Source organism: Clostridium sartagoforme (assembly GCF_039521405.1).
Classification (GTDB): Bacteria; Bacillota; Clostridia; order Clostridiales; family Clostridiaceae; genus Clostridium; species Clostridium sartagoforme.
Genome location: NZ_BAAACH010000019.1, coordinates 1 through 24590, shown reverse-complemented (window position 1 = coordinate 24590; position 24590 = coordinate 1). Strand labels below are relative to the sequence as shown.

Sequence of the window (24590 nt, the reverse complement as noted above, 5' to 3'; positions counted from 1 at the left end):
CCTCCCGACTATTTATTCATTCCAACAGCTAATTTCATTATACTTTCTTGTGAAGCTTCTTCTCTTTTCAACTCTCCTGAAATTCTTCCTTCACTCATAACAATTATTCTATCGCTTATTCCTAAAACTTCTGGTAAATCTGAAGATATCATTATTATTGCTTTTCCAGAAGCTTTAAGTTCATTTAATAATTCATATATTTCTTTTTTTGCACCTACATCTATCCCTCTTGTAGGTTCATCTATTATTAGTACTTCTGGAGATAACATAAGCCATTTTGCAAGTATAACTTTTTGTTGATTTCCACCACTTAAATTCTTTATTAATTGATCTCTATTCGGCGTCTTTATCTTAATTTTATCTATATAATAATCAACATCTTTTACTGCTTTATTTTTATCTATAGACATCATTTTACCTTCATATTTCTTTAAATTAGATAAAATCATATTTTCTGCTACAGATAAACTTAAAACGCAGCCTTCTTTTTTTCTATCTTCTGATAAGTAACAAACTCCATTATCTATGGCTTCTTGAATATTTTTTATATTTATTTCTTTTCCCTTTATTTTTATAGATCCTGAAGTCTTCTTGTATTCTCCAAATATTGTTTTTGCAACTTCTGTTCTTCCAGACCCCATAAGCCCAGCTATTCCTAGGATTTCTCCTTCTTTAACATTAAAGCTTATATCCTTTATTCCAACATTTGCACTTAAATCTTTAACTTCTAATATATCCTCTCCAACTTTTATTTCTCTATAAGGAAATTGATCTTCTATTTTTCTTCCAACCATCATTGATATCAATTTATCATTATCAATATCTTTTATTAAAGCATTTCCTGCATACTTTCCATCTCTAAGAACCTCAACTCTGTCACATATAGCAAATATTTCTTCCATTCTATGAGATATATAAATTATTGCAATTCCCTTTTTCTTTAAACTATCTATAACTTTAAATAAATTCTTAGTTTCTACTTCTGTTAAAGCAGTAGTTGGCTCATCCATTATTATTACTCTTGCATTTTTAGTTAATGCTTTTGCTATTTCTACCATTTGTTTTTCTCCAACATTTAAGGTAGCAACAAGAGTATTAGGATTTATATTTGCACCTATTTGATCTAAAAATAATTTACTTCTTTCAATAAGTTCCTTTTTATTTATTTTCCCTGTAAACTTTTGATATTTTTCATTTCCTAAAAATATATTTTCTGCAACTGTTAAGTTGTTTAAAACACTCATTTCTTGATGGATAATAGTAATACCATATTCTTCTGCTGACTTTATTCCTTTTATATTTGCTTCTTCTCCATCTATAAATACTTTTCCTTGGTCCTTTTGATATACACCACTTAATATTTTCATTAGAGTAGATTTACCAGCTCCATTTTCACCCATTAAAGCTGTAACTTCTCCACCATAAGCTGTTATATCAACATTGTCTAGAGCCTTAACCCCTGGGAATATCTTAGATACTCCTTCCATTCTTAGCATTGGTATCTTTTTACTCATATAAATACCCTCCTTAACTAAAATACAACTCCTGATTTTAAAATTATATTTGCATAAGGTGTTTGTTCACCCGTTCTAATTACTGCCATGCATTCCTTTAAATTTCTTTTTAGTTCTTCATGAGATACAAATGTTATTTTTACATCTCCTATAACTTTTTTTATTTCTTCAAAAAGTTTTGGACTTACACTTTCAGTTTCCTTAGCTAATATTACCTCTTCAATTTGTAGTTCTTCTAATGTTGCTTTTAAAGTTTGTATAAATGTTGGTACTCCCTTTATTAATGCTAGATCTATTCTTTCACTTTCATTAGGTATTGGTAATCCACAATCTCCTATTGCTAACATATCTGTATGACCCATCTTTGATATCACTGAACTTAAGTTACTATTTAATAATACTGTCTTTCTCATTTGATTTACTTCCTTCCATAAGCCTCTTCTACCTCTTTTAAATATGGTATTGAAGGTTGTGCTCCTTTTCTTTGAACTGCTATTGATGATACTTTATTTCCAAAGGTTACTGCTTCTATAAGATTTTCTTTATTAATGTTTTTAACATCTAATTTTGAACTTAATCCGCCTATAAAACTATCTCCTGCAGCTGTTGTATCTATTGCATTTACTTTAAATGCAGGAACTACTTCATTAAAGTTTTCTCCTATTACCGCAGCTCCTCTTGAACCTAAAGTTATAATTACAAATTTAACTCCTTTATTTAAGAAAACTTGTGCTGCTTTTTTGGCATCCTCTAAATTTTCTACTTTTATACCAGTTAAAACTTCTGCTTCTGTTTCATTTGGTATTATGATATCTGTTACTTTTAAAAGTTCTTCATCTATTTTTTTAGCTGGTGCAGGGTTTAATATAGTTATTTTTCCAAGCCTCTTTGCTCTTTTAAATGCTTCTAAAGTAATTTCTTCTGGTGTTTCAAATTGAGATATTAATATATCACTTTCTTTTAAAGCCTTTTCTGATTTATCAATTTCTTCTTCATTCATTGTCATATTTGATCCTGGAACAACTATTATTGAATTATTTCCATTTTCATTAACCATTATAATTGCCATTCCAGTTGCTTCTTTTTCATCTTCATATATAAAATTTACATCTATATTATCTTCTTTTAATTTATTTTTAAGTATTAACCCATTATCATCTTTACCTATCTTAGATATCATTATTACATCTGAGCCACACCTTTTAGCTGCTACTGCTTGATTGGCACCTTTTCCTCCTGATATCTTTTCAAAAGATTTTGATAAAATAGTTTCTCCTACTTGAGGGATATCTTTAACCTTTAAAACTAAATCCATATTCATGCTTCCAAGTACACATATCTTATTCATAAATCTCTCTCCTAATTATTATTTTTAGTAAAACGGTTTACTAAATCGATTAACTATATAATAAATCATTTGTAAACGTTTTTCAAGTAGTTTATTAAAAAAAATTAAAAATTTCTTTTATATTTTGCTTTACTTTATCATATAATAAGACTATACTTAACCTACTGGCTGAGGTCAGCAACTTAATATCGCGGGATGGAGCAGTTGGCAGCTCGTCGGGCTCATAACCCGAAGGTCGTAGGTTCAAGTCCTGCTCCCGCAACCAAAAAAGCTTTGGATTTTCCAAAGCTTTTTATATTTATTTTATCTTACAAATGAATATTCTACTTTTGCTAATCTATTTAATTTCTCTGCATTTATATTAATTATTTCATCTAATAAGTATTCCTTTAGCCTTCTATTCTTTTTAGGCTCTAAGTTCTTTTGTATAGCTATTTTTTCACTTACTGCTATAGTCATAATAGCAACTAAGACGGCTCTAAATCTTTGTTCATTATTGCTTGCAGATGCAATTCCTACACAAATTAATCCACATAATATAGATTCAGTTCCCAATATATTACTAAACTCATTTTGATAGCCTTCAACATAAAATTCACTAAACCCATCAGTTAAGTAATAATCTTCACATTGGACAACTAATATTATATTATGCCTTTTTGAAAAGCTTCTTAAATCAACCCTAGCTTCTATATTTTCTTTTAATTTTAAATCCTTAAAATCTTTGTTCTTTAATTTATCATCACTACTGGTTAATATCTTAAACTCCTCTACTCTTCCTTTCACAACACTTATATTGTATCTATTTATGAATCTTAATGCTATTTCCTTTCTAAGAAATGAAAAATCTACTCCCATTATATCTAAAACAACTGGAATACCTTTTCTTCTTGCAACCCTAATTGATTTTTCAATTGCTTCTACCTTAGCCCCACTTAAATCTTCTAAATTAATCAATAGACAATCACATTTAAATGTTATATCTGGTGCTTCTTCAACAAAATTTGCAATTATAGGATTACCATCATAGCATAAAATTCCTTGCGCTAAATCTCTTACCGAAATTGAATTGGAGATACAGTGTATAAGAGGTTTTTTTTGCTTCTGCAAGTTTAAACTCTCGTCTAATGCCCTTATACCAATTTGCATTTTTGTATCCTCTCTTACATCCTGAACTTAAATTCTAGCAATATAGTAATGCTTATACTATATCTATACATATTATTCGACTATATTTTTATATGTTACATATATTTAAGTTACCAATTAATAATTATAAAAATATGAAGGAATTAGATTAATATAAAATATATGCAAATTTTAAGGAAGGTTAAGAATAACCTTCCTTGATTTAGTTAATATTATATTTTAAATTACTCCTAATATATTACTAAATATAAAATATTTTAACTTTCCTAGTTTCTTCTTGCAATAAATAGGAACTGTATTATAAAAATCAATTATATTTTGAATTTCTTTTTTACTAATAGGTTCATTACTATAACAAGCCTTATTGAAAATATCTGTTATAGTTTTAAAGGATAAATCATTAGAATCTAATATTTCATCTACCCTTTGTGCATATTGTAATGGTGTTTCTCCAATATTTATTTTAAGTCCTTGTAGTGAAAAACCTCTTAAAAGACGCTTGTATATTTTAATTATTTCTTGCTTTGAAGAATACTTTTTCAATCTATAAATAACAATCTTCCGTTTAAAATAAGGAACAATAAATATCCATAATAATGAAACAACCAATAGTTGTATAGTAATTCTTATAAATAATTTTGATTTTGATTCTATATCATTTACATTATTTGATACCTCTTCCTTCAAGGTCTCATTGTTATTCTTTGGTTTACTATCTTCAACCTCATCATCGATTTCTTCTTCCTTTTTTGTTTTGTTTTGTGTATTTAAAATCTGTTCTTCAGTTGTATTATTTAAAGATTCTAAAAATGGTGCAGTAGGCTCAAAGGGCATCCATCCAAATCCTTCAAAATATACTTCAACCCAAGCATGTGCTTGTTTATTTGTAACTTCATATATTCCATCTGTAGATCTCTCTGGCAAAACATATCCCTCAACATACCTAGTTGGAATGCCTATTGAACGAGCAAGTATTGTCATTGCTGAAGCATAATAAGTACAGTAGCCTTCCTTTGAGTCAAATAAAAAATAGTCAACAAAATCTCTATCCTCTGGTACACTTCCAGGCATTAAAGTGTATTTATAATTTTGTGAAAGGTAAGATTCTATAGCTTTTGCTTTATCATAATTATTGTTTACTGATGAAGTTATTTCAAAAGCAAGATCAAAAACCCTTTTAGGAAGTTCATTAGGTAACTGAAGATATTCATTATAAATATCCTTTGACTTTGCTTCTAAACTTATAACATAATCTCTACTTCCTTCATTACCTTCAGAGCCTATATAATTATGTTCTATGTATTCACTATATAAACCTTGTTTGCTTCTTCTCAATAAATTATAAATATCTTCATTATTTTTATCTATCTTATATAATTCTGCATTATATTTGAATCCCTTTTGCATTATACTTTCACTAAATAGTATTCCATAAAGATCCTTAACAACATATAAGGAATTCTCTGGTTCAGAACTTAAGTTACTTACCTTTGATGGTATAAATATTGTTTTTATATCTAAATTTTCATAAGTAATATCTATAAAGCTTTTATCAAAACCTTCTTCTAAAATATTTGTTTCATTTGACACAATCTTACTCCCTTGAAGAAGTTCAAATAAATCATCATCAAAATTATTAAGTTCAAGCATACTACCTAACTTAATTGATCCGAACTTCTTGCTTTCCCATGAATAACCTGTATATATTTCTTTAACTGCTCCTTTTAAATATATTCCACTTTCAGGCGCCTCCACTTTCATTACGAGTGTATTATCTATAGAAACATTCCCTCCTAGCCTTGAATTATCATCTCCAAAACCAGTAGAACTTATTTTGAAATAATTATTACTTCCAGTATTAGATCCCTTTTTAGTATTATTACTAACATGTCTTGCTTTGGAATCTATCCAACTAAGTTCTATAGGATTATCTCTAGATGATAAGAAATAAGATGAAATCAATACTATTGCACAAATTGGAATACAAGAGATTAAAAAGCTTATTGGAACTTTATTATTTTCTTTACTTAATTTAATATTTCTTAAGTAAATATATTTTAAATAGTATATTAAAATAATAAATAAAAATATATAAAAGGAAAAATAAATTCTAAAATTTTCAACTATCCATTGTCCCACAAATACGCTTGCCCCACCAATTAATAGGATGTAAAAATTAAATTTCTTTACTGAAAATATATACACAATTAATGGAATAATAGCGCTTAAAGCTATAAATATATTCCTTTGATATCTTATGCTAAGAACTATTTCACCATTTACTTGCTTATCAATTAAAGCCGTTAATGAGCTTATATTCTTAATAAATAAAGTAAGCTCCAATGGATTTGTAAAAAAAGTAACTAACATACCTACTAAAATAAAAGATAAACAAATAGCAAAAATCTTTAAAGATAACTTATTAATAAATAAAATTGAATATATAATTGAAGCAATACAAACAGCTATAAATACATTTTGTGCTTTATAAGCCAATTTAAAAGTGGAAGTAAAAGCATAAACTAAACTAAAACTTAAGGTTATTGCTAGTATTAAGTCCATAGTATAGCTTAAGCCCTTCTTTACAAAACTCTCCATTTAATTTCTTTTACCTCCTTGCTTAAATACTACTTGTATATCCTCCTCTATATTAATTTCATATAATTTAATCCCTAATTCTGATAATGAAGCAAGTATAGTTTTTGCTTCATTATCCTCATGAACTTTACTTAGATTTTCTTTATCCTCTGCTTTGTTGTTCTCTATCTTTTCGTTACCATATATATAAATTAAGGTTATATTGCACCCCAATAATATTGCCTTATTTAATTCTTCATAAAGAATATAATTAATATTAAAAGTAGCAATTATTATATCTGCCTTACCTATATTGCAGTTAACTTCACTTTCAATTATATCCTTAAAACTTGTCTTTTGATTAAATTCAACTTTCGCTAAGGCTTCATAAGCTTTTTGAAAATCTAAAGAATTACTGTAATTAATAGCATTAATGCCTTTACTATCATATATAAGCTTTACCTCTGCATCATTGTATATACAATATCTTAATATGGCAATTGTAGTTTCAAGCAACTTATCTTCAATAGCAGCATTCTTTTCTACTTCAAAATTATTACTTTGTAAATCAAGTATAAGTATTGCACTTCTAGAACCAACCTTTTCATATTCCCTTATCATTAACTCATTTGTCTTAGCTGTTAACTTCCAATGTATTTTCCTTAAACTATCACCATAATTATACTTATTTATCTCCTCAATTGTGGATATATCCTCTTGTCCCCCTCCAATACTTGACACATTATCTGAAAGGTAACCTGAACTTAAATAAAACTCATCAATATCTATAATTTGCGGATACACTGTTATATAAAGTGGGGTTTTATTTTTTAGAGTGAACTTAAAAATCCCAAGAAAATCTTGTACTTCAATGGTACTTACCCCTAGCTTAAAATCTCCTCTATATTTATATATATAATCAATAGAAACTTCCCTCTTAGAAAAAGGTTGTAGTGATATATTATTTATTTTATGTTTTTGTATAACTCCACCTTTATCATTTAAGAAGCTAATACTTATATATGGAAGAATAAAAAAACTTCTGTTAGTTATATTTACTGTAAAAGTTACTTTATCTCCCTTAAATATTAAATCATTATCAAGACTTTGCTCATACTTTAGCATAAAATAGCCTATTAGCATATATGTAAAAGAAACTATAGGAAGGACTAACACTGTATAAAAAAACATATTTGGTACTTTTCCACCATAATAATATACAAAAGTAAATGTTATAATAAGTAAACTTAAATATAAAATTCTATTTAATTTCATTTACTTCACCATTGGAATATCAATATCGTTAATTATTGAGTTTAATATGTCTTCAGTAGATATTTTTTTAATCTTTGCTTCTTGTTTTAATATTATTCTGTGAGAAAGTACTGGTACTGCCATTTTCATAATGTCATCTGGAATAACATAATTTCTCCCTTTATAATAAGCCCATGCTTGTGAAGCTTTAAATAAAGATATAGAACCCCTAAGACTTGATCCTAGTAATATTTGTGGATGATTACGAGTTTCTCCAATAATATTAACTATATAATCTCTTAAAAGCTTATCTACATGAACATTTCTTACTTCATTTTGAACAAGTATTATTTCTTCACTATCAACTACAGGGTCAAGTAAATCTATTGGATTCTTAAATTTAAGATTTGATAATATCTTGCTTTCTTCATGTGGTGATGGATATCCTATTGATACCTTCATAAAAAACCTATCCAGTTGTGCTTCTGGAAGATGATAAGTACCTAAGTATTCAACTGGATTTTGAGTTGCAAGAACCATAAAAGGTTGTGGAACTTTATATGTTATTCCATCAACTGTAACTTGATTTTCCTCCATAACTTCAAGAAGACTTGCTTGAGTTTTTGGAGAGGTTCTATTTATTTCATCTGCAAGTATTATTTGACTCATTATTGAACCAGGGCGATATTCAAATTCTCCTGATCTTTGATTATATATAGTAAATCCAGTAACATCTGATGGTAGTATATCTGGAGTAAACTGTATTCTCTTAAATGTAGAACTTATTGATTTAGCTAAAGCTGAAACAAGACTAGTTTTTCCAACTCCTGGTATATCTTCAATAAGAACATGTCCACTACAAGCTAAAGAAATAACAACCAACTCAACAGTTTCTCTTTTTCCAATTATAACTTTTTCAATATTGTCAATTATTTTTTTTACAATTTCTGAATTATTCCCCATTTTATCCTCCATAGTTGTCTTTATTTTGCATTATTAACTTCTAAATATTTTTAATATACTTACAATTATATCATACCAAATCCATATATTACCTATATTCATCATATAAAAAAGTAATTTCTCGGATTTCCATTCCAATAAAATTGGATTACCTTGCATCACTATATAACATAAGATAAAATTAAACCATAATAAATAAGCACCTTTGTTAGAACTATGTAAACTAACATTACTATGTTTTTATAAGTAAAACTAAAAATTTATATACATTAATATTAAGGAGAATTTATTTTATGAATTGGATAGAACAAATTAAAGAATATAAACCATATAATGAGCAAGAAGCTGCAGATAAAGAAGCTATTTTATTTTCAACAGATAATTTTAATAATCTTTTAACCAGAGAAAACCCCCTTGCTCATATAACAAGTTCTGGATATATAGTAAATAAAGATAAAACAAAAGTCCTTATGATTTATCATAATATCTATAATTCTTGGTCTTGGACTGGTGGGCATGCAGATGGAGATAGTGATTTGCTTTATGTTGCTATAAAAGAAGCAAAAGAAGAAACAGGAATTAAAAACATCAAGGCCTTAGATAATAAAATTTTCTCATTAGATGTTTTACCTGTACCTGCTCATATTAAAAGGGGTAAAAATATAGCTTCTCATTTACATTTATCAGTGGCTTATCTTTTAGAAGCTGATGAAAATGATGAACTTATTGTCAAAGAAGATGAAAATAGTGGAGTAAAATGGATTCCAATCGATGAAGTTGGAGTTTACTCAACGGAAGCTGATATGATTGTACTTTATGAAAAGTTTAATAAGAAAATAAAAGAAAAATATTAATAAATTTAATCAATTCACAGTATTAAAAATAAAATAACAGGTAACAAGGAACAGGTAATAGATGTTATATTTTCTAGCTAGATAATATATATCTATCTTATGTCAATTCCCTGTTACCTACAAAATGAAAAAAACTGTGAGATGTATCTTGTGGCCTGTGAACTAGAAATTTTCTGCGCATCTTAAATCTAATGCTTTTTAAAACAACTAATTAAGTTTTTTAGTATATACTATTACAGCTTATCAATTTCAAAGTGTCTAATCTTTTTTTCTATATCTTTAATAAATTTATTTTTATCATCTTCACTCTTGAAAATATTAATAGGAATTATTATTTTATTTTTATATCCACTATCTTTAATATTAAATATCGTTATATATTTATCAATTACATCAAATTTAATATCTTCATTTAATTTCATTTTAAAAATACTTTCTTCATAATTTATAGTAATTGATTCATCGCTTATGCTTAAAGTTTTTTCAGAAGCCATATCTTTATACTTATTAAAGTTTTTTAAAACTATTTTGTTGCAAATTTTATTTATATAATTAGGCTCTATTTTTCTTAATAAATAAAACACTATAGAAGTCATTGCTATTGAATTAGTAAAAAAATATATTATAGTATCTAACTCAATTGAATAATATATCCCACTAATAAATGCAATAGAACTAATAAAGTATTTAATTTTATCAAAATGTGCATACTTATAAACAAAATATTTTGAAAAGAATACATAATCCTCAATCTCATTTCTATACCTTATATCCATAAGCCTACTCCTACATAAATTATTATATATTTTACAATATATCTTAAATTACTTTTCTACAAATATCTTCAATATAATATCTTTCACCTAAGAAAATTGTCTTGCAATTTAAAGTTTTATAGTGTTTCCACTTTTGTTCATTAAGTCTATAATTTGATACATATTTCCTATTTCCCCAACCTTAAGTTCTTCCTTTAAGTTGTAAAAATCAAGGCAAGCACCACAGCTTATTATGTTAACTCCTTTTTCCTTCATTGAATTTAAGCTATCTAAAACATCTGAACCAGTACAAGTTAACTTTACGCCACCATTTATAAACATTAAATTTTCTGGTAATACCTCTGCTTCTGCTAAGGTATTAATATATACTTTCATTAAGGTTTCACCTAGTTTATCATCTCCACTTCCAAGTAAATTTGATGAAACTAATATAGTTGGAGCTGAAGTTTTATTAACTACTAATTCTTCATAAACCGCTTCATTTATTTCTGTAAACTCGCCTCTTGATAATTGTATTTTGTACAATCCATTTTCTTCTTCAAAGCTACTATTTAACTTTAATCCTTTAGCTAATCTTAGTATATTATTTTTAGCTACCTCATTATCTACTATAACTAAAGTTTCCTTTGAATCATCTAAATCAAAATATTTTTTTGTTTTTATAACAGGCATAGGACACGCTAAGCCTTTACAGTCTATAATATTCATATTTACACCTCTTTTTATAATTTTAATATATTTTTTAATTGAAAGTTAATAATAAAGCTACTTCTTTATTTAGTGAACCATGAACAATTCATAGTTTCTTTTATAAAGTCACTTCTCATTAAAAAATTATTTAATAACTTTTTATTTTATATTTTAATTATTTAATTTTATATTTTTCATAATTAATAAAGCCTCCAATACGCCTCCGCCTATATTTCTTGCTTTATCTGAAATCGTAGTGTAATTTTCTATTTCCTTTAACCTTGGATCTACATCACCTATTTTTAATCCCTCATAAACATAACTACCATCTTTTATAAGTCCTCTTAATAATCCATCTATAGGTGATAGTATTTGTATATCATCAACTAAAGCTAAAATATCTCCCTTTTTCACTATATCACCTATTGCTTTTAAATTTTTTATTTTTCCATTTGCTTTGCTATATATTACTCTTTCTTTAGAATAACCAGCAATTTCACCAGGAGTTCCAGTATCCGGCATTGCATACCCTTTAAATATTAATCTTCCTAAATTATGACCTCTCATTGTTTCAACTACTATGTCTACATCAACTCCAGCATTAAATCCTGGCCCAAGTGCTATTGTTATTGGCGCCATATATTTATTGGTCCCTAAATTTTTTTTGGCTAATATTGCATCAATAACTGCTATTGGATTAACTTTTTTTATAAATTCTCCATTTTCATCTATAATTACTGGAACAAGTTTATTTTCAAAGGCTCTATTTATTTCTTCTAAATTATGAACATGTACAGCCTTTATTCCTTCAACTATATTTTCTCCACTATATATAGCTTCACTAAATGATACATTTCTTCTTATAGCTGTAGGCTTTTCTATTTCTAAAACTAATACATTAAATCCACTTCTATATAGCTTTTGTATTGTTCCTGATGCTATATCTCCTCCACCTCTTACTACTACAGTCCCTAAATCCATAGTTTTCCCCTCTTTCTTTTCTTCAAATTATAATTTTATAATATTTATCTTTTAAACTTCCAACTATAATTTTATTTATATACTTATTATTTCTTTTATTTATTTCAGAAATAAGTATCCTTAAATCTTCTTCATTTACTTTATCTAATTTATTTAAAAATAACACTTTCTCTCCTTTAGAATATTTAAATAATCCATTTTCATTAAATATGATATTTATAAATTCCTCAATACCTATGTCATTTCCTATTTTACAATTAGTAAGCTTTTGAAATTCTTTTAATCTATGAACCTTTTCATTATTTATTTTCATACCTAAAGCTCCTAAACTTAGGACCCCTATTGTTATATTGGTTTCATTACAAATTACAGGTTCAGTGCTATTCCATCCCTTAATTTGTTTACTTTTAGATCCATCTGCTTCTATTAATGTATAATCAAAGTCATTTACATATTTTGAAGCTTCATCCTTTTCTATTCCTATAAGTTTATTTTCATTATTAATAAATTTCCCATAAGCATATATACCATAAGCTTTATTATTTCTTATTGTATTATATTCTTCTCCTGTAGCTATAAAATCTACTTCTTCTTTAGATGGACAGTATATTTTAGTAGTAGTTGATACCATAACCTTATTTTTATTTTTAAGTTCCTTTGCTAAAGTGTACATTAATGTAGTTTTACCACCTGCACCAACTATAGAAATAATAGACTTTTTTTCGATTTCTAAAATACTATTCAACTTCAATTCAAGCCACTCCCTAATTTATTCAGTTCACAGTGCACAATTCACAGTTCACAGTTTATGATGAAACTACTTCGTAGTTTCTGAAGTTTAAGTTATATCAACTCTTTGATTGTTGATATAAGAATTTCTTAATTCAGCAGAGCTGAATTATTTCCATAACTGTGAATTGTGCTTTGTTAACTGTGCACTAGAAAAATGCTTCGCATTTTATTACTATTTGACAGTTATCGCTTTTCCATTGCTTCCCTTTTTAACTACCTTACCTATTATCTCTGCTTTTATTTGACTTCTCTTATTTATATTTTCTAATAATTCATTAGCTTTGCTTTCTTCAACAGAAATTAATAGTCCACCTGATGTTTGCGGATCAAATAAAGCTAATCTAAACTGTTCTGAAATCTCTTCACTAAAGTTAACCCATTTTTCAAAATATTTTTCATTAGAATATGCTCCACTTGGAAGGCAGTATTCTTTTATCAAATCCATTACCTTATTCATTACCGGTATTTTTTTACTATATATCTCTAATTCAATTTCACTTCCACTTGCCATTTCATATGCATGTCCAATAAAGCCAAAACCAGTTATATCAGTGCATGAACTAACTCCTGTTTTTTGCATTTCTTCTGAAGCTATTTTATTTAATGTTGCCATAACAGTTGCTGCTTCTAAAAATTCTTCTTCTGTAATAAAATCTATTTTTAAAGCTGTAGTTAAAACTCCTGAGCCTAGCGGTTTAGTTAAGATAAGTACATCTCCCTCTTTTGCACCTGAATTGGTTACTACTTTTTTGGGATGAACTATACCTGTTACTGATACTCCATACTTCACTTCTTCATCTGTAATTGTATGCCCTCCAGCAATTGTAGCTCCTGCCTCTCTTATTTTTGCTGCTCCACCTTTCAATATTTCTGCCAATATTTCTGCTCCTATAGTTGCTGAAAAACAAGCTAAATTTAATGCAGTTAAAGGTTTTCCTCCCATGGCATAAACATCACTTAAAGCATTTGCTGCCGCAATTTGCCCAAATGTATATGGATCATTTGCAACTGGTGTGAAAAAATCTACAGTTTGAACTAAAGCTAGATCTTCTGATATCTTATAAACACCTGCATCATCAGATTTATCAAATCCAACAATTAAATTAGGATCTCTCTCTTCTTTTTTAACTTCTATATTTGATAAAACCTCTGCCAATTCTTCAGGAGTAAACTTACCAGCACATCCACATCTTTTTGATAACTGCATAAGCTTTTTATTATTTATGTTCATATCTTCACCTCATACACTATTTTTATATTATTCTTTAAGCTTTTATATAAATTGCAATAAAAATTTAACACTTAATCAAAATACTTAATAATGATAATATAGTTTACTTAATAATTAAATTATACCACTAAATTTACAGAAAAAAATAGATAGGTCTTTCTATCTATTTTCCTCTTTCCTCTTCAGTTATATTTCTTATAGATTCTAACTCTGTACATTCAGTTTCACAATTAGCGCCTCTATGCTCTAATCCATTGGTAAAATTAAATGTTAAAAACATTAGTTCCACATTTTCTTCTCTAAGTATTCTTAATATATCTATATTTATTTCTTGTTTTAGTTTTTCATAATATGTGTAATTTAGTTCATTTGTATAAAAATAAACAAAAATTCCAAACCCATAACTTGATAATTCATTAAAGCTTACAATAATTAAATCTTTATCTATTTTTTCATGATTATTAAGTAACTCTTCAATTTTATTTAAGCAACTTTTTATTTTATCTATTTCTGTATCAAACTTTATAGTGAATTTAAAATGTATTCTTCTTAATTTTCTTTGAGTCCAGTTAATAATATTTTCATTTGCTAACTTAGAATTTGGTACAGTTGCTACAGCCATAGAAAATGTTCTTATTTTTGTACTCCTAAATGTTATATCTTCAACTATTCCTTCAACTTGAGATGTTTGTATCCAATCTCCAATTGCAAAGGGTCTATCTAGTACTATTATCATCCCTCCAAATAAATTCGAAAAGGCATCTTGTGCCATTAAAGCAAAGGCAACTCCACTAATACCAAGCCCAGTAATAAATCCAGTAAACCCAAATTCTCTAGCTATTATACTTATTCCAATAACTATAATAATTAATCTTATTACTATAGAAATAAAAGGAAATACTATAGTGTTTCCTCCACCATTTTTATGCATCCTTGTATATAAAAAAGAATTTTCTAAAGTTAAGTTGTATAAAAAATAGCACAACACTATTACTAAAAATATCTTTTTTAATCTATCACTTGTAACTGTATTAATGTTTAATCCATCAAAATCTATAATTTTTAATGATATATAGAAAGAATACAATGTTAGATATAATTTAATAGGCTTTTCTAGTGCTCTAAATAAAGTATCATCAACATAAGTTTTAGTTTTTTTTACAGCTCTAATTATATAATCAAATATTTTTGTTATTATATATTTGTTTATAATTATAGCTAATGCTATAACTATAACTGCAATTAAGTATTTACTCATACTTATTTTAAATAATTTTGAAACAATATATTCTAATTCTTTCATAGTTCCTCCTAAAAGGATTTCTACAAAATGTTAAATATTATTTTTATAACATTTTTATATCAAATATTATTTTTACCTAGAAGTATTAATTTTATCCAAGTAATAAATTTGTTATTTATTTTTTATAATTTTTCTCACATAAAAAATAGAGAAAGCAAATCTGCTTTCTCTATTTTTATGGAATTTTTCATTACGATTAAAATAATAATATATTTTTATACTATTATTTTAATTCAAAAGAATTACAATCTGTACATTTTGGTTCTGTTGGATTTTTTTCATGAGTTCCAACTTCAATCATTGATAATGTACAATATCTTTCATTTGCATTATTGTACTTACATTGTTCAACTGTACATTTTATATTTGGATTTTTATTCATTATAATCACCACCTTACGAACTTATTATTTACTTTTAAATAGATACTATTCATAGAAAATAATAGATTTAAAGTGATGATATTCAATTATTCTTTCTAATCCTTTATTTCACATTAAATTTATGAAATTTAGAATTCCTTTGCAATTTCCTTTGCTTCTTCAATTGCTTTATTAACAATTGCTTCTACATCCATTCCTTGTACATCAAGATTTTCTGCTGCAACACTCTTAATATCCTTTACTCCAAAGAAGCCTAATATTGTTCTTAAGTATCTTTCTCCCATTTCAAATTGTGAAGTTACTGGGTTTGTATAATCTCCACCTCTTCCTGAAACTATAATAGCTTTAGTAGCCTTACATATTCCAACTGGGCCATTTGCAGTATATTTAAAAGTTATTCCAGTTACACTTGTATAATCAAAATAAGCTTTTACTATTGCTGGAACACCTAAATTCCACATTGGTGCTGCAATAACAATTTTATCAGCTTCTGCCATTTGATAAGCATATTTTAATATTGGGTGATTTTTACTTTCTTCAGTTTTTTCACCAAATACTGATTGTAAATCATCTAGTCTTAAAAAATCTATTTTTTCATTATATAAATCTAAAACTATAATTTCATCATTTGGATTATTCTTTTTATATTCTTCAATAAAACTATCTGATACCCTAAATGTTCTTGATTGTCCCTCTGGTTTAATATTTGCTTTTACATATAGTACTTTACTCATGTCTTCCTCCTAATTTCAATTAATGCATATAATCTGCATTTAATTTTTTATAATTCTATAATATAAATATTAAAGTATTTCAGAATATTTTTCAAGAAATAATTATCAATTAATAATAATTATTTCTTTTATCTTTTATTTAATACTTAACAAATATATTATTTCCCTTCTATATGCAAAATATTATAATAATTCACTAGTTTTAAAAGGGAACAAGTGTCAGGTAACAGGGAACAAGTAGCAGATAATATATAATTTAATTTGTATAAGCAAAATTATAAATGAAAAACTTATAGAGAAAATTATTAATGAATTTTTTATATTTTATACAAAAATAATCAGTCTATTATTAACCTCTTATTAATAGACTTTATGTTAAAATATAATATGAGTTTGTATAAAGCTCCTCTATTTTATCTATTAACTTATTTTACTTATATACATTATATTAAATCTAATAATTAATATATTACTAAAGCCAGATTCTAAAATATTAAATTTAATTAATCACTTTTAAGCTATTTCAGTCGAACTTAAACTAAATAGATTATGGTAATTCTATAATTCTAAAAAAACAAATTAAATATATTAAAAGTTGTCATATATATCGGAAATTATCCCCAATAATTCGAATATGGATCTACATACGAGTATCCATATTCTTTTTCAATTTCTTCTATATCCTTTATCACCTCAATATTTTTAATAGATTTTTTATTTTCTATTATCCATAAATAGATATTCTCTAATCCTAATCTACCAATTATTATAAAAATCAAATCCATTATTGGGTATGAGTCTAAATCAATTATTTTAAATAAATAATTCTCTAATTTATTTTTTAAAGGCTTTGAAATAAGCTCATGTGTATTCCATTGTATTTCTGATAATTCAACTAATTCTTCTAAAATCTCATCTATATTATAATAGCAATTTTCATAATAATTAAGAAATTCTTCAAAATATGATTCTAATTTTTCTGATGTTATATAAGCTGGTATATCTAAAAACTTTTTTTCCAATCTATTTTCCTCCTATTAGTGGAATATGTGTTAAATTACTCGGATTTTTTCTTGGATAAAAGTTTCCATCTAATCCTAACAATTTACCTCCCACTCTTATTTGAGCAGTCCAGCCACTTCCTGAATTAGACATATTACCAAATTTTGTAGCTGCAAATGAATCTGGTGAATGCCATTTCACTTCCATTTTAGTTCCATTAGCTGTGAAATTATATTTATATCCATCACTAATTGTACTTGATGGTTTAAATGTATTTGGAACTCCTTTTGGAACTAAACTTTTTAATGAACTTTCTGAAACTTTACCACCATTTAATGTTTGCCTTGCTGCAAATTGAGGATTGTATCCTGTTAATGATGTAGAGCCTGAACTTCCACCTGTAGCATTAGAAGGTACTGATGACGCCATAGATGCCAATGAAGCTGCAGCTAATCCTAAAGTCATTGCTGTATATCCCCAACTTGCTCCATATGAAACTGCATAAAGCCAATCAACTTTACCTGTTGCTTGCTTTTGCTTAACAGCACTATATATTGTCCCTGCTCCCCAAGCTACTAATCCACCTATCATTATTAATGTTGAAATAGCTATATTTCCACTTGGATCTTGTAAATTTACTGGATCATTCATACAATAGGAGAATAAATTATGTGACAACAATCCACCATCTCCAGTATATGAATCTGCATTAATAAATCTTCCCCACTCAGGATTATAGTATCTTGCATTTAAGTAATATAGTCCTGTTTCTGTATCATACCTATATCCCCTGTATCTATAAGGATTCTTTACTCCTACAGTATCTTTTAAACTTCCTTCTATTGATATAAGTTTACCCCATGTATCATAGCTATAACTTACTACTTCAGCACCACTTTTATCTATTAATCCTATTATATCACCTTGAAGATTTCTTATATAGAAGTATTCTCCATTTATACTTGGATTGCTACCGCTTGTTATATTCATACTTACTAGGTTGTTTGATGAATCATAAGTGTAGTGTATTTTTTCATCACCTGTTGTTTCTAATAATACTGAATCCCCACTTAAGGTATAAGTAGTTTTTACTCCATTTACTATTTTTTCTGTTCTTATTCCATTGTCATTATACTTATAACTTATATTTTTATTGTTTCCTGCTATTGCTTTTAGTCTTCTTCCACCTTCCCAAGAATATGTGTATCCATCATAGGTTAGTGGATTTCCTATTTCATCATAAGTAATAGCTTTTCCATTATATGATGTAAGTTTGTCCCTCCAATTTGCATCACCATATGAGTAATTTATTGTTTTAGCTGTTGTTCCTAATGTTCCTGTGGTGTAAGCATATTCCTTTTTAGATAATATGTTACCTCCAGCATCATATTCATAGGTTATTGTTTTATTTAGTGTTCCATTATCTTCTCTAACTAGTTCATTTAATTCATTATAAGTAAAACTTGTCGTCTTACCATTTTCAACTATACTCTTTATATTTTTAAGAGCATCATAGGAATATTGAATTTTTTTACTTCCATTTGTATAGCTTGAAACAAGATTTGTTTCTCTTTCTGCATAGTCCTTTACATATGTTACTGAAGTATTATAGGTTGTACTTCCTGTATTTATTGATTTTTTATTTAATCTTCCTATAATTTACACATCCACTATATCATTTAACGTTATACTATTATGTTACTATTTGTATATAAATAAACTTTCCTTTAAGCTTAAGCAGTAATTTATATAAAGAAAAAGAGCTAAACAACTATATTGCTTAACTCTCGAATTTTAAGTGAACTTTTTGAAATTATTCATTTTTTGATTTATAATGCTTATGGTGATGTTCAAAACCATAACTTACATATTGTTTTAAAATTAAGCATTTATTAAATAAAGATTTGTCCCTTGCAAACAATATGCTAACTAATTCCTAACTTCTTTCTATTTTCATTTGTAATTCCCCATATTTCTTCAATGGGTAATATTCTCCTAGAACGTTTCTCAATAGCATATCCTTCTGCCCATAAAAAATTATAAATAGAAATACCTTCATCTCCTAGCACATATTTAACTTCATCTTGCCAGCCTGTCCATCTAAAATCCGCATAAAATTTATTTATATCACCTGTAAAGGTCCAGTATACAAGTTCTAAAAAAGTTATCTGCAAATCTTTCCATTATAATGTATCTGGAGCTAGATAAAATACATTAACAATAGCACTTCCAAGATTTCCAGCATTTATTGCATGAAATTCCCCTAAACATCATCAGTAACTAAAAGTGCTCCATCTATTCTTGGTTTATTATTATTTAGTTTATTCCATATAGAAATGTATCTTTTTAGTTTTTTGAACTACTACATAATACTCTTAACCACCCATATTATATTAATATTCCATCACAAAACCATCTAGTACTCTTTCAGAATCTTCATTTGTTCATTATAAAATTTCCACTTTATTTAGCCATTCATTAATAATTTTTCAGATTGACTTTTTATTTAACTGCTTTTATTACTTCGTAAATTTAATGCACATCTTCCCATATTATAATTATTCTCTATACTTGACCCTTACTAAAGCTTCAAATTAATTAAATATATTATCTAGAGAACCATTTGAATCTTCAAGAAACATCCAAATTTTTTCCATTGGGCTATCCTAGAATTCATAGTTTTTTTATAATCCTCAATTTTCAATCTTAATATTAGGATTACTTGGATCTACTAAATATACCCCTTTGCCAATGAATTTAAAAATTAAATCAGTAGTTATCGCCTCTTCATCAACATAACTTGTTTCAATTGTAAACTCATAAATTCCATTATTTATTTCTATTGCATAAATATCATAAATTTGGTCATTGGGAAGTAATCCCGACTCATCCAATACAACATTATTAACACCATATATAACTATAACTCCCTCTTCAATATCCTCATCATAATAATATTCCCAAATTCCTGATTTATCTCTAATACGTGAAATACGATTCACCTTGATATTAACTTCTTTTTTTTCATGATCTATATCTAAAGATTCACAATATCTATCACCTAAATATATTGATTTTAAAAACTCAATTGGACTCATTTCTCTATCATCTCCCTATTATCTTATTTGCCAATGTGCACCTGCACTATCCCACGGAACTACATTTCCATTAACATCAATTGATGGTCCTTGTCCTTTCATACCAGGGCCTGTACCTTTTAAATGCCCATGTCCATGAGGGATAGTTGAATTAGGAGGATGTCCGTTTGGATTATATCTATGATAATTTGATCCATTTGGATATAAAGTATGTGTATCCACTCCTCCTTTACCGGCGCTCACTGTTCTTCCACCTTTTGGTTCAATCATTACATTTCCTTTATCATCGGCAACAAATCGCCCTACTTCTTCACCGGTATTTCTATCTATAGTTGGAGATGGCTCTCTTCCTTTTTTAGATACCTCTAGGTTTTCATCATCTGAATCTGATTCACTAGAATATGTTATGCTATTATACGTTGCAATTCCTACCACAGCAATAGTTGCTACACTGGCAATAACAAGTCCAACTAAATCTCCTATTGGTAATGGGCCATCTCCTAATGCAGCTCCACCAGCTACTGCATATACAGGTCTAAGTACATTAATTGCATTTGCAATTTGGGATACAAATGCCTTAATAAACCCCCAAAGGTATCCATTGCTATCTTCTCTATTTACAGGGTCATTTCCACAATAAGCAAACATATTAGCTGATAAAAGCCCCCCTGGAGTTCCAACAATACCATCTGCATTAATAAACCTTCCCCATTCAGGATTATAATATCTAGCATTTAAATAGTACATTCCTATTTCAGTATCATACCTGTAACCCCTATATCTATAAGGATTTTTTACTCCTACAGTATCTTTTAAGCTTCCTTCTATTGATATAATCCTTCCCCAGGTATCATAAGTATAGCTTACTACTTCAGCACCACTTTTATCTATTAATCCTATTATATCACCTTGAAGATTTCTTATATAGAAGTATTCTCCATTTATACTTGAATCACTACTTCCTGAAATATTCATGCTTATTAAGTTATTTGATGAATCGTAGGTATAGTGTATTTTTTCATCATTTGTTGTTTCTAATAATACTGAATCTCCACTTAGTATATAACTAGTTTTTACTCCATTTACTGTTTTTTCTGTTCTTATCCCATTGTCATTATATTTATAACTTATATTTTTATTGTTTCCTGTTATTACTTTTCCATCATAAGCTGTTACTTTACTAACAAAAATAAATCTTTTTAAGTGGATTTATTTCTGTTATGGGGGTTCACCTAAGATTTAAAGAGCTTCGCTTTATTTAAAACTAAGTTTCACTCCCTCATTCCAATTTTCATCACCATATGAATAATTTATTGTTTTATTTAATATGTTTTAAAGAGCTTTAGTTATTTTTATCTAATAAAAAATAAACAAAACATTTGTACACTAAGTTAATACATCTGCTTTGTTTATTTGGATTAAACATAATCTACTAAGTTACAAATTTAATAAAGCCTTATCCATGCTAAAATAATTTAGTGGTTCATGGGTTGATCATTTTGTGTTTATCATTACATGATCGTAGTTATAATTATAAAAAGCATAATAACACCAAATAGAACTGAGCTTATCTTCCCAATTATATTAATAACATGTCCTATAAAATATTTCTTTAATTTTAATATTTTGCCAATATTAATATAAGCAAATATTGATATATATCCTCCAACAAGAATTAATAACTTTCCAACTATATCTGCTGATGGTTTCATAAAGACTAACCCCGTTCCAGCATATACTATTAACAATCCAATAATAAAAATTATAATATTTTTCTTCATTTCATTTCCCCTCTAAGTAGTTATTTTTCCTAAAACTGGTATTTTTTATAATTATTTATCTTGATTAGGTAACCAGTTTTTATCAAATTTTCTTGGAGATGCTATGTGAATTACTTTATAATATTCAGGTTCCTTATGGTGTGCAAATGTGAAGCATTCAATATCTGTAATTAAATTAAGAATTATAATCACCTCCTTAGAAACATCATCATTGCAATTAATGTAATAAATATCTGCATACCTATTCATTCTTTCTCTCTCTATTAATGCAATTTGTTTATCATTTTCATATACAGAAATATAGTTATTATATAAATTCCATGCTTCATATTTAGCCCCATTTATTACAGCTTCAATATGAATGCCATGTTTAGTTGTACTTAGTATATATCCTATTTTTTCTCCTAATTTATAAATATAAAATTTACACCTATCAACAGGAATAGGACTTATTTTTTTCAGAAAATTAAAAATTATTTTAGGAACTGTATTATCTTCCTGTTTTATTTCGTATATAAGACTATTATCACTATTAGATATATATAACTGTTTCATAATCCAATCTTTTCTAGAATTGAATTTTGCATGATATATTTTATTATTAGTGTTCTCCAGAAAAATTTCATATTCATAGCTTCTTTTTTGGGATATATCTTGTTTAGCTATTAATTTCATTTAAAATCCCTCCTTTTCTATTTTTTTCTTTTAGATATTAATTTAATTTATTAGTAAACAATGATATTTATTAAATATAGTTTTTATATATTTATACCTATTAATTTATTTAATATTTACAAATAACTACCTACGTTACTTTAAACTCTTCAAAGTTACATATACCTTTAAAAATCAACTTTTCATTCTTCTATAATAAATATAATTAACCTAAGATAATCCTTAAATAATACTAAAAAAATAAATTTATACATATTCTCACTTGTTATTGCTATTCTATTCCAAAAATTAAATCAACACCTAATCCTAGACTAACACCAATTTTTCCTCTTCCATTTTCTATCGAGCCTCCTAACCCTATAGTCCCAATATTAATATTTACTCCCAGTACTAGCTCATTTTGGAAAATTGGTATAATAATTTCTCCCCCCATTGTAGCAGCTGATGCATTTCCATATACCCCCATATCAATTCCTTTCTTTGTTAGCGAAGCTCCTATATTCGTTGTAACTTTCGGTCCAATAATAGTCCATTCTGAATATTTATATTTCCCATTTGCCACTCCTAAACTAGATTCTCCGCTTAAAAGATCGACTCCGATAATTATATTACTATCCTGTACTTTCAATTTCTTATCAAATGAAACTGATTTTCCTAAAAATCCAACTTCTGTGCCACTCCATTCAGAATGCCAAGCCTTTCCACTCACATGATTGCTATTAATAATTAACTTTTCATCATAGTCCGTAGTACCTATCGTGTACCTAAATCCTGTTGGGTCTTTAAACATTATTGGATTATTTTTACAATATAAAAATAAATTATGTCCTAATAATTCTCCCACACTTCCTGCAATGGCATCAGAATTAATAAACCTTCCCCATTCAGCATTATAGTATCTACTTTGTAGATAGTACATTCCTGTTTCAGTATCATACCTATAACCCCTGTATCTATAAGGATTCTTTACTCCTACAGTATCTTTTAAACTTCCTTCTATTGATATAAGTTTACCCCAGGTATCATAGCTATAACTTACTACTTCTGTACCATTTTTATCTATTAATCCTATTATATCACCTTGAAGATTTCTTATATAGAAGTATTCTCCATTTATACTTGGATTACTGCCACTTGTTATATTCATACTTACTAGGTTATTTGATGAATCATAAGTATAGTGAATCTTTTCATCACCTGTTGTTTCTAATAATACTGAATCTCCACTTAGTATATAGTTAGTTTTTACTCCATTTACTGTTTTTTCTGTTCTTATTCCATTATCATTATACTTGTAACTTATATTTTTATTATTTCCTGTTATTCCTTTAAGTCTTCTTCCACCTTCCCAAGTGTAGATGTATCCATCATAGGTTAGTGGATTTCCTATTTCATCATAAGTAATAGCTTTTCCATTATAAGCTGTTAACTTATCCTTCCAATTTGCATCACCATATGAATAGTTTATTGTTTTATCTGCTGTTCC

Annotated in this window: 24 protein-coding genes and 1 tRNA gene; 2 read left to right on the top strand and 23 right to left on the bottom strand. The window is 27.3% G+C overall.

The genetic code is table 11. The annotated features are described in order from the left end of the window. Positions 1-8: 8 nt before the first annotated feature. The 3 genes from ABDZ60_RS09125 to rbsK are packed head-to-tail and all read right to left on the bottom strand — an operon-like array spanning position 9 to position 2862. Positions 9-1514, bottom strand: a complete 1506-nt coding sequence (locus tag ABDZ60_RS09125) for a sugar ABC transporter ATP-binding protein (protein WP_047001717.1) — start codon at positions 1512-1514, stop codon at positions 9-11. A gap of 17 nt (positions 1515-1531) precedes the next feature. Then, complete coding sequence (gene rbsD, locus ABDZ60_RS09120) at positions 1532-1927, bottom strand: D-ribose pyranase (protein ID WP_343777652.1); 396 nt, start codon at positions 1925-1927, stop codon at positions 1532-1534. Between the two features lie 5 nt (positions 1928-1932). Further along, on the bottom strand, positions 1933-2862 hold the full coding sequence (gene rbsK, locus ABDZ60_RS09115) for a ribokinase (RefSeq protein ID WP_047001719.1): 930 nt from the start codon (positions 2860-2862) through the stop codon (positions 1933-1935). A 189-nt stretch (positions 2863-3051) separates the two neighbouring features. Between rbsK and ABDZ60_RS09110 the strand changes: the two genes are divergently transcribed. Next, a tRNA-Met gene (locus ABDZ60_RS09110) sits at positions 3052-3127 on the top strand. A 38-nt stretch (positions 3128-3165) separates the two neighbouring features. Here the strand turns inward: ABDZ60_RS09110 and ABDZ60_RS09105 are convergent. The 4 genes from ABDZ60_RS09105 to ABDZ60_RS09090 all read right to left on the bottom strand — a co-directional run bounded on the left by ABDZ60_RS09105 (position 3166) and on the right by ABDZ60_RS09090 (position 8805). Continuing rightward, entirely contained in the window at positions 3166-4011 is an 846-nt protein-coding gene (locus ABDZ60_RS09105) for a hydroxyethylthiazole kinase (RefSeq protein WP_343777649.1), read from the bottom strand. A 219-nt stretch (positions 4012-4230) separates the two neighbouring features. Next, the gene (locus tag ABDZ60_RS09100) at positions 4231-6609 is read right to left on the bottom strand and encodes a transglutaminase domain-containing protein (RefSeq protein ID WP_343777647.1); all 2379 of its coding nucleotides are present in this window, start codon (positions 6607-6609) and stop codon (positions 4231-4233) included. Further along, complete coding sequence (locus ABDZ60_RS09095) at positions 6610-7863, bottom strand: DUF58 domain-containing protein (RefSeq protein ID WP_343777645.1); 1254 nt, start codon at positions 7861-7863, stop codon at positions 6610-6612. Then, the gene (locus tag ABDZ60_RS09090) at positions 7864-8805 is read right to left on the bottom strand and encodes an AAA family ATPase (RefSeq protein ID WP_343777643.1); all 942 of its coding nucleotides are present in this window, start codon (positions 8803-8805) and stop codon (positions 7864-7866) included. 293 nt (positions 8806-9098) lie between these two features. Here ABDZ60_RS09090 and ABDZ60_RS09085 point away from each other — a divergent pair, with 293 nt between their 5' ends. Next, positions 9099-9659 (top strand): NUDIX hydrolase, encoded by a 561-nt coding sequence (locus ABDZ60_RS09085; protein WP_343777641.1) that lies wholly within the window; start codon positions 9099-9101, stop codon positions 9657-9659. 233 nt (positions 9660-9892) lie between these two features. On the opposite strand, the gene ABDZ60_RS09080 is transcribed toward ABDZ60_RS09085, so the two are convergent. The 16 genes from ABDZ60_RS09080 to ABDZ60_RS09005 all read right to left on the bottom strand — a co-directional run. Beyond that, positions 9893-10435: a hypothetical protein gene (locus ABDZ60_RS09080; protein WP_343777639.1), complete on the bottom strand. Its 543-nt coding sequence runs from the start codon at positions 10433-10435 to the stop codon at positions 9893-9895. A 108-nt stretch (positions 10436-10543) separates the two neighbouring features. Next, positions 10544-11143, bottom strand: a complete 600-nt coding sequence (yedF, locus tag ABDZ60_RS09075; RefSeq protein ID WP_343777637.1) for a sulfurtransferase-like selenium metabolism protein YedF — start codon at positions 11141-11143, stop codon at positions 10544-10546. A 153-nt stretch (positions 11144-11296) separates the two neighbouring features. After that, complete coding sequence (gene yqeB / locus ABDZ60_RS09070; RefSeq protein ID WP_047001725.1) at positions 11297-12106, bottom strand: selenium-dependent molybdenum cofactor biosynthesis protein YqeB; 810 nt, start codon at positions 12104-12106, stop codon at positions 11297-11299. Positions 12107-12128: 22 nt separating this feature from the next. Continuing rightward, the gene (gene yqeC, locus ABDZ60_RS09065) at positions 12129-12857 is read right to left on the bottom strand and encodes a selenium cofactor biosynthesis protein YqeC (protein WP_343777635.1); all 729 of its coding nucleotides are present in this window, start codon (positions 12855-12857) and stop codon (positions 12129-12131) included. A gap of 213 nt (positions 12858-13070) precedes the next feature. Further along, positions 13071-14129: a selenide, water dikinase SelD gene (gene selD, locus ABDZ60_RS09060; protein WP_343777633.1), complete on the bottom strand. Its 1059-nt coding sequence runs from the start codon at positions 14127-14129 to the stop codon at positions 13071-13073. A gap of 163 nt (positions 14130-14292) precedes the next feature. Next, positions 14293-15432 carry a mechanosensitive ion channel family protein gene (locus ABDZ60_RS09055; protein ID WP_343777631.1) on the bottom strand — a complete coding sequence of 380 codons (1140 nt, stop codon included), beginning with the start codon at positions 15430-15432 and terminating at the stop codon, positions 14293-14295. A gap of 223 nt (positions 15433-15655) precedes the next feature. After that, positions 15656-15814, bottom strand: a complete 159-nt coding sequence (locus tag ABDZ60_RS09050; protein WP_084820779.1) for a DUF1540 domain-containing protein — start codon at positions 15812-15814, stop codon at positions 15656-15658. Between the two features lie 128 nt (positions 15815-15942). Next, positions 15943-16548: an FMN-dependent NADH-azoreductase gene (locus tag ABDZ60_RS09045; protein WP_343777629.1), complete on the bottom strand. Its 606-nt coding sequence runs from the start codon at positions 16546-16548 to the stop codon at positions 15943-15945. Between the two features lie 614 nt (positions 16549-17162). Then, a complete protein-coding gene (locus ABDZ60_RS09040; RefSeq protein ID WP_047001728.1) occupies positions 17163-17570 on the bottom strand; it encodes a hypothetical protein in 408 nt (135 codons plus the stop codon). Between the two features lies 1 nt (position 17571). Then, positions 17572-18540, bottom strand: coding sequence for an RHS repeat-associated core domain-containing protein (locus ABDZ60_RS09035; RefSeq protein WP_343777627.1), 969 nt, complete (start codon positions 18538-18540; stop codon positions 17572-17574). A gap of 935 nt (positions 18541-19475) precedes the next feature. Continuing rightward, the gene (locus ABDZ60_RS09030) at positions 19476-19724 is read right to left on the bottom strand and encodes a DUF2625 family protein (protein ID WP_343777626.1); all 249 of its coding nucleotides are present in this window, start codon (positions 19722-19724) and stop codon (positions 19476-19478) included. Positions 19725-20243: 519 nt separating this feature from the next. After that, entirely contained in the window at positions 20244-20648 is a 405-nt protein-coding gene (locus ABDZ60_RS09025) for a DUF6258 family protein (RefSeq protein WP_343777625.1), read from the bottom strand. A gap of 18 nt (positions 20649-20666) precedes the next feature. Further along, on the bottom strand, positions 20667-21623 hold the full coding sequence (locus ABDZ60_RS09020) for an RHS repeat-associated core domain-containing protein (protein WP_343777624.1): 957 nt from the start codon (positions 21621-21623) through the stop codon (positions 20667-20669). 536 nt (positions 21624-22159) lie between these two features. Then, the gene (locus tag ABDZ60_RS09015; RefSeq protein ID WP_343777622.1) at positions 22160-22429 is read right to left on the bottom strand and encodes a hypothetical protein; all 270 of its coding nucleotides are present in this window, start codon (positions 22427-22429) and stop codon (positions 22160-22162) included. Positions 22430-22480: 51 nt separating this feature from the next. After that, on the bottom strand, positions 22481-23104 hold the full coding sequence (locus tag ABDZ60_RS09010) for a hypothetical protein (RefSeq protein WP_343777620.1): 624 nt from the start codon (positions 23102-23104) through the stop codon (positions 22481-22483). 271 nt (positions 23105-23375) lie between these two features. Beyond that, positions 23376-24590 (bottom strand): RHS repeat-associated core domain-containing protein (locus ABDZ60_RS09005; RefSeq protein WP_343777618.1); only part of this gene is annotated, 1215 nt, incomplete at its 5' end.

Bases quoted from the DNA above. Each gene is read 5' to 3' on its own strand.
- ABDZ60_RS09125 (WP_047001717.1), bottom strand. From the start codon at position 1,514: ATGAGTAAAAAGATACCAATGCTAAGAATGGAAGGAGTATCTAAGATA.
- rbsD (WP_343777652.1), bottom strand. From the start codon at position 1,927: ATGAGAAAGACAGTATTATTAAATAGTAACTTAAGTTCAGTGATATCA.
- rbsK (WP_047001719.1), bottom strand. From the start codon at position 2,862: ATGAATAAGATATGTGTACTTGGAAGCATGAATATGGATTTAGTTTTA.
- ABDZ60_RS09105 (WP_343777649.1), bottom strand. From the start codon at position 4,011: ATGCAAATTGGTATAAGGGCATTAGACGAGAGTTTAAACTTGCAGAAG.
- ABDZ60_RS09100 (WP_343777647.1), bottom strand. From the start codon at position 6,609: ATGGAGAGTTTTGTAAAGAAGGGCTTAAGCTATACTATGGACTTAATA.
- ABDZ60_RS09095 (WP_343777645.1), bottom strand. From the start codon at position 7,863: ATGAAATTAAATAGAATTTTATATTTAAGTTTACTTATTATAACATTT.
- ABDZ60_RS09090 (WP_343777643.1), bottom strand. From the start codon at position 8,805: ATGGGGAATAATTCAGAAATTGTAAAAAAAATAATTGACAATATTGAA.
- ABDZ60_RS09085 (WP_343777641.1), top strand. From the start codon at position 9,099: ATGAATTGGATAGAACAAATTAAAGAATATAAACCATATAATGAGCAA.
- ABDZ60_RS09080 (WP_343777639.1), bottom strand. From the start codon at position 10,435: ATGGATATAAGGTATAGAAATGAGATTGAGGATTATGTATTCTTTTCA.
- yedF (WP_343777637.1), bottom strand. From the start codon at position 11,143: ATGAATATTATAGACTGTAAAGGCTTAGCGTGTCCTATGCCTGTTATA.
- yqeB (WP_047001725.1), bottom strand. From the start codon at position 12,106: ATGGATTTAGGGACTGTAGTAGTAAGAGGTGGAGGAGATATAGCATCA.
- selD (WP_343777633.1), bottom strand. From the start codon at position 14,129: ATGAACATAAATAATAAAAAGCTTATGCAGTTATCAAAAAGATGTGGA.
- ABDZ60_RS09055 (WP_343777631.1), bottom strand. From the start codon at position 15,432: ATGAAAGAATTAGAATATATTGTTTCAAAATTATTTAAAATAAGTATG.
- ABDZ60_RS09050 (WP_084820779.1), bottom strand. From the start codon at position 15,814: ATGAATAAAAATCCAAATATAAAATGTACAGTTGAACAATGTAAGTAC.
- ABDZ60_RS09045 (WP_343777629.1), bottom strand. From the start codon at position 16,548: ATGAGTAAAGTACTATATGTAAAAGCAAATATTAAACCAGAGGGACAA.
- ABDZ60_RS09035 (WP_343777627.1), bottom strand. From the start codon at position 18,540: ATGAATATAACAAGCGGTAGCAATCCAAGTATAAATGGAGAATACTTC.
- ABDZ60_RS09025 (WP_343777625.1), bottom strand. From the start codon at position 20,648: ATGAGTCCAATTGAGTTTTTAAAATCAATATATTTAGGTGATAGATAT.
- ABDZ60_RS09020 (WP_343777624.1), bottom strand. From the start codon at position 21,623: ATGAATATTTCAGGAAGTAGTGATTCAAGTATAAATGGAGAATACTTC.
- ABDZ60_RS09015 (WP_343777622.1), bottom strand. From the start codon at position 22,429: ATGAAGAAAAATATTATAATTTTTATTATTGGATTGTTAATAGTATAT.
- ABDZ60_RS09010 (WP_343777620.1), bottom strand. From the start codon at position 23,104: ATGAAATTAATAGCTAAACAAGATATATCCCAAAAAAGAAGCTATGAA.